Below are 4,512 nucleotides of genomic sequence, written 5' to 3'. Positions count from 1 at the left end.
CTCAACTGGTTCCCAAAAGACGATAATCGTGGCGAAGTGTCCGTTCCTCCGCAGCGCGGCCCCACGCTTCCGACTAAAACACGATGGGGGAACAACGCAGGAGGTCGCGAAGAGAATGACTAAGAGTAAGAAAAGAAACCTCAACGACTTCTTTGATGGTGCGGCTCTCGTCAATATGAAGCTCAAGATCTCTAGAATCTAACATTCTGAATCCGTGGCGGTTAAGGTGGCACTAAGCGCGTCTTTGACGGGGACGAGCCGACAGAGCCAGTTGACGAGGGGGTTCAAACTGGCGACCGTTGGGGACACCACTATTCCCGTGTGAGCGGATCGTGCTCAGCCCACGCCAGTCGACCGTATCCCGACAAGTTCCCAGATCGCAGTGTCGTACCGCCGGAGCAGAAGGATCCCTTGGACGAGGGCCAGCACGACATTGGTGGCCGCCATCGGGAAGGGCTGGAGGAGGGGAATCAGGAACAAAACCCAAAGGACCGAACATCCCACACCGAGGTCCACGGATCTGCCACGGCCGAGGATCAGCCCGCCCACCGCTAGCTCGAAAACCACGACGAGCAAGACAAAAAGCTCGTGATGGGGCTGAATCACCTTGGTCACGAAACTAGCCAGGGCAGGGAACCAGGCGTTGTCGGCGAACGAGGTCAGGTCGCCTTTGGGCAGGGTGAAGAAGAGATTGAATGCCGCGGCAGCGACTTAGGCCACCCCGACTATTGCTCGCCAGACGTTCCAACCGACTCGGCCGAGCTTTCTCATATGTGACCTTTCGGTCTTGGGCTTCTCGGGTCCTGCCTGCCTTGGATTCTCTTGAGTATCCTCGTCTCAAGCGTCGCCGGTACTTGTGCGTACCTGAGCTAGTCTCAAAACGTACCACTACCCGTGGTCGCAGTGTGGGCCATGGCAGTTTCGATCGATTCGAAGCTGATGCCAACCCATCCGGACGGCGCTCGCCGGGTTGGCAGGGACTAGACTGGTCCGCGAGAGCTTGGAAGGAGGCCTAGATGTTGTCCCGCGCGAAGCTTGGCTTTACCGGCGCCGCATGGATCTGCGCACTCTCAGGGGTACTGTTCTCGCCTGGGGCTCGGGCGAGCGATTGGGATCGAGATCGAGTGCCCCGCTTGGAGGTGGTGAGCGCCGCCGCCCGAGCGCAGATTCTCGATCGGCACACTGCGCCACTGCCGGCCGATGTCGTCGAGCGGGCGCGGAGAGTCCAAGCCGAGCTCGAGACGCTGGGCCTGCTCGATCCGACTCAAAGCTCTGCGTCGCCCAAACTCGTCTGGCCGCTCCGGCAGCGGGCCGGCTACGATCATCCCGGAGTCTGGGCGGCGGTGCGCTTCGTCGATCACGACTCGCGGCTCGGGTTCCTGCTCGACTACCAAGGCGGCGAGCGAACCTACGACCTCACCGAGATCGAGTACAACCACCAAGGCACGGACCTTCTCGCCTGGCCGTTCGGTTGGGCCAAGACGGCGCTGGCCCAGGTCGAGGTCGTGGCCGCCGCAGCGGGCCGGATCGTCGAACGGATCGATGGCAACTTCGACCAGGAATGTGGCCGGCCCTTGGAGGAGGAGCGGACCGCGAACCTAGTGGTGATCGCGCACAGCGACGGATCGATCGCCATCTACGGCCACCTCAAGCGGGGGTCGCTCTCTCCCAAGCAGATCGGCGATCGGGTGGAGGCCGGAGAGTACCTGGGCGCGGTGGCGAGCTCCGGGCAGTCGTCCTACGCCCACCTCCACCTCGAGATCTGGGGCGCCGCCGGCGACGTAATCGATCCGTTCGCCGGCCCTCACAACCCGACGGTCGACGAGAGTTGGTGGCAGAGCCAGCCTCCGTACTACGAATCGGGCTTCCTGGCCGTCATGACCCACTCGGCCGAGCCGACCGTCGCCTGCAACTACGAAGAGAAGACGTGGAGGCAGGACCGGTTCGAGCCAGGCGAAGACGTCTACCTCGCGTCGTTCCTGCGCGATCTTCGCCGTGGGCAGAAGCTCCGGATACGAGTGCTCGATCCGGACGGGGCGGTCGTGGCGAGGAGCAAGTACAGGGCCAGGGATCCCCATTGGGCGATCTATCCGGTCAGCCACCGGCTGGCGCTTCCGGCCGATGCGCCCCCGGGACGCTGGACCTTCCGCGCGAAGTTCGAGGGCTCGACCCTGGAGGAGAGCTTCGAGGTCGGAGATTTCGAGACCGAGGCCGGAGTGCTCGCGGTCAAGCCCGCGAAGATCCGGGCGGGCAAGCGCCGGAAGCTGAAGATTCGGGGCTTCGGTTTCGATCCCAAGCTGGCCGCCTACGTAACCGCGCCGGCCGAGCTCGGGCGACACCTCGAGATCGTGCGTGCGAGGGTCAGGGACCGCAAGGTCACGCTCACCATCGCCGTGGACGAAGCGGCTTCGCCCGGGCCGCGAACGATCGTGCTGACCGCGCCCGATTACTCCCAACTCGTGATCGAGAACGCGTTTCGGGTGGCTACACCCTCTGGCTAGAGAGTCGGAGCGGCCCGAGTAGTCTGGGGGACGCCTGAGTTCCCAATGGAATACAGATGCCCGCGCGTCCGAACGAATAGAGCCCCTTGCGAGATCGCCGGCGTTGCCATGCACGGCTCGCCCATGTCGCTGCGGCCGAGGACCTCGAACTTCGGCCCCGCCCTGATCACGGTCACGACACCCTCCTCGCCGGCCAGGTAGATCTTCCCGTCACTCGCCACCGGCGAGGCGCTATAGGTACTGTCGAGCCGCTCTCGATAGACGCGCGCGCCGGTCGCGAGCGACAGGACGCTCACGATCCCCGTGTTGCGGGCGAAGTGAACATGGTCGCCGTAGACCACCGGAGTGCTGGTGTAGGGACCTCCCGGTTCGCTCGTCCAGGCCAGGTACTCGCCGGTCTTGTCGCCATCGCTTACCGACACGTCACCCATCGCTGCGCTCTTGATCGCGTAGAGTGGCTTGCCGCGGTAGCCGCCCGACAGAATGATCAGGTCGCCGGCGACGATAGGAGTCGTCGTCTTGACCTCGAGATCGCGATGGAACCGCCAGAGCTCTTCTCCGGTCGCCGGGTCGTAGCCTCGGTCGTAGTCTCCGCCCAGGACGATGAGCTGAGTTCTTTCGCCGTCCGCATGGAGCGTGGGTGTGGCCCAGATCGGCTTTTCGTCCCGCGTCACCTTCCAGATCTCCTCTCCATTCGCCAGGTCGTGGGCCGCCAGGAACGAGCCGCTGTGGCGATCCACCTGGACGAACACGCGGTCGCCACCAATCACGGGGGAGCTCCCGTGCCCCCAGGACGAGGACGGTTCGCCGAAGAGCCCGGGATCGAGCACTCCGAGATCCACTCGCCACCGCTCGTTGCCCTCCATGTCAAGAGCGACCATCCCCTGCGGTCCCAAGATGGCCACGACAGTCTCTCCGTCCGTCGCCGGAGTGGAGTTGGCGTGGCTGGATTTCACGTGACGCTTGGCTCTCGGCTCGCCGGAGTAGAGCTCCTTCGACCAGAGGATCTCGCCGCTGCGCCGATCTAGGCAGTAGATCTGCCAGGACTGGGTGCCCGTGTCGCCCGACAGGTCGATACCACCCTGGTCACCCAGCACCAGTCCGACCTCGCTTTCGGCGACGGCCGTGGTGACGAAGACCCGGTCCCCCCAGACGACGGGGCTCGAGTGCCCCATTCCGGGGATGGGGGTCTTCCAAAGTACGTTCTCGCCCGATTCGACGTTCCAGCTTACCGGAAGGTCCTGGCCATCGGCCGCGCCTGCGGCGAACTGGCCGCGAAACGACGGCCAGTTCTGGCCCCCGGAAGGTGCCACCACGACCCCGATCGACAAGGCCGCGAGCGAGACGATGCGAAGACAGGCGCGGATCATGTTCAGTCTCCTCGCAGGTTGATACGGTTTTCCCTAGCGCAGGTTAGCTTCAGTGTACCGGGCGCCCAACCGTCTTCCGAATTGAGGCGGTCCCCAACGACCTAAGCACTGTCGTGTCCTCTCTAAAGTTGGCAACACGGGTTCAAATCCCGTTGGGGACACCAGCATATCGCTGTAATCTACTGAAAATAAGGGGTTTATGGAGATTCAAGCGCTCAAATTAGGGTGCCCCAACGGGAGTTCTTTGGAGCCCGAGCGGGAAACCTAGCAGGCCGCTGCTGAGGTCTTCGATAGCAGGACGCTTCGGACCTGCGGCCCCGGTGACTCGCTGGCTTCGAGGGGGCCACCAGAAGAGCAGTGAGCCCTTGCTTCGAACTCCGCTGAGGACGTCGGGAAGCCGAAACCGTGCCTCATCGAGCTGCGCCGTGCCATCCCATACGCCGGCCGTGTCTGCGTTCGACCACTCTTTCTCGCTTAGAATGAGCTTTTCTTGCTGGTAGCGACGGCCTGACCGCTGGTCTGCGCCTATTGGATGATTGCCCGTATGATGATCGGCCGAACCCTCTCGCACTTCATGATCACCGCCAAGCTCGGCGAAGGCGGGATGGGTGAGGTTTACGGGGCTGAGGATTCAAAGCTCG

3 protein-coding genes and 1 tRNA gene are annotated in these 4,512 nt (G+C 63.4%); 2 read left to right on the top strand and 2 right to left on the bottom strand.

The features are described 5' to 3' along the window. Positions 1 to 336: 336 nt before the first annotated feature. Complete coding sequence (locus GY769_26130; GenBank protein MCP4205404.1) at positions 337 to 615, bottom strand: hypothetical protein; 279 nt, start codon at positions 613 to 615, stop codon at positions 337 to 339. Positions 616 to 1,124: 509 nt separating this feature from the next. Here GY769_26130 and GY769_26125 point away from each other — a divergent pair. Beyond that, complete coding sequence (locus GY769_26125; protein MCP4205403.1) at positions 1,125 to 2,501, top strand: peptidoglycan DD-metalloendopeptidase family protein; 1,377 nt, start codon at positions 1,125 to 1,127, stop codon at positions 2,499 to 2,501. Here the strand turns inward: GY769_26125 and GY769_26120 are convergent. After that, on the bottom strand, positions 2,498 to 3,871 hold the full coding sequence (locus GY769_26120) for a PQQ-binding-like beta-propeller repeat protein (protein MCP4205402.1): 1,374 nt from the start codon (positions 3,869 to 3,871) through the stop codon (positions 2,498 to 2,500). The two genes, GY769_26125 and GY769_26120, sit on opposite strands and share 4 nt — an antisense overlap. A gap of 89 nt (positions 3,872 to 3,960) precedes the next feature. On the opposite strand from GY769_26120, the gene GY769_26115 reads away from it, so the two are divergent. Continuing rightward, a tRNA-OTHER gene (locus GY769_26115) sits at positions 3,961 to 4,035 on the top strand. Positions 4,036 to 4,512 lie beyond the last annotated feature (477 nt).

It is taken from the genome of bacterium, from assembly GCA_024224155.1.
GTDB lineage: Bacteria > Acidobacteriota > Thermoanaerobaculia > Multivoradales > JAHEKO01 > CALZIK01.
This window is presented reverse-complemented; position numbering and strand designations above follow the sequence as displayed.

What these genes read in the sequence shown, in the direction of transcription:
- GY769_26120 (MCP4205402.1), bottom strand. Translation starts at nt 3,871, where the DNA reads ATGATCCGCGCCTGTCTTCGCATCGTCTCGCTCGCGGCCTTGTCGATC.